The sequence below is a fragment of the Leisingera sp. ANG-M1 genome (assembly GCF_000813745.1).
Lineage (GTDB): Bacteria > Pseudomonadota > Alphaproteobacteria > Rhodobacterales > Rhodobacteraceae > Leisingera.
In genome coordinates this window covers 23,650-24,246 of sequence record NZ_JWLC01000040.1, presented here as the reverse complement: position 1 = coordinate 24,246, position 597 = coordinate 23,650, and the positions used below count along the sequence as shown (strand labels likewise).

Annotated in this window: 2 protein-coding genes; both read left to right on the top strand. The window is 57.5% G+C overall.

Translation table 11 applies throughout. The features are described 5' to 3' along the window. On the top strand, window positions 1–205 hold a 205-nt coding region (locus tag RA19_RS27285), incomplete at its 5' end, for a hypothetical protein (protein ID WP_206540309.1). Window positions 206–208: 3 nt separating this feature from the next. After that, window positions 209–597: acyl-CoA thioesterase (locus RA19_RS24895; protein ID WP_082020685.1), on the top strand; the 389-nt coding region annotated here is incomplete at its 3' end.

Genomic DNA, 597 nt, shown 5'->3' with positions numbered 1-597 from the left:
CCCCGCACATGCCGTATCCGAAACGGACCGGCATGGCGACTATCGCGCAGAGCTGCTCTTGCTGCAGCAACATCCTGGAGACGCGATGGAACAATGCCTCCAAGAGCTTGGGAAAATTCCGTCGGAGGACCCGGTTGCCCAGCTGCAAGGCCTGTCTTTGGCCCTGGCGGAAAACCAGCGCATTTCCGTTTTGGACAGAGTGTAATCCATGGCACGGGAAACTCCCCCACAATTGAAGGCACGGCACCGTATCAAGGTTCGTTATGCGGAAACTGATCAAATGGGGATCGTATACCACGCGAACTACCTGATCTGGTTCCACGAAGCCCGAGATGCATTGATCCGCCATGCAGGATTATCCCCTGCCGAAATCGAACAGCAGGGCTGGCAATTCCCGGTGGTCGAGGCCAGTTGCCGTTACTATGCCTCTGCCCGGTATGGGGACGAAGTCGACATTCAGGCCATGCTGGCCGTGCGGTCGGTGGCCCGCATGGATTTCACTTATCTTGCCATCCGTGCCGGTTGCGGCACAAAGCTGGTCAGCGGAACAACCCGTACTGCCGTGACCGATGCGTCAGGTAAATTGGTATTGCGGAC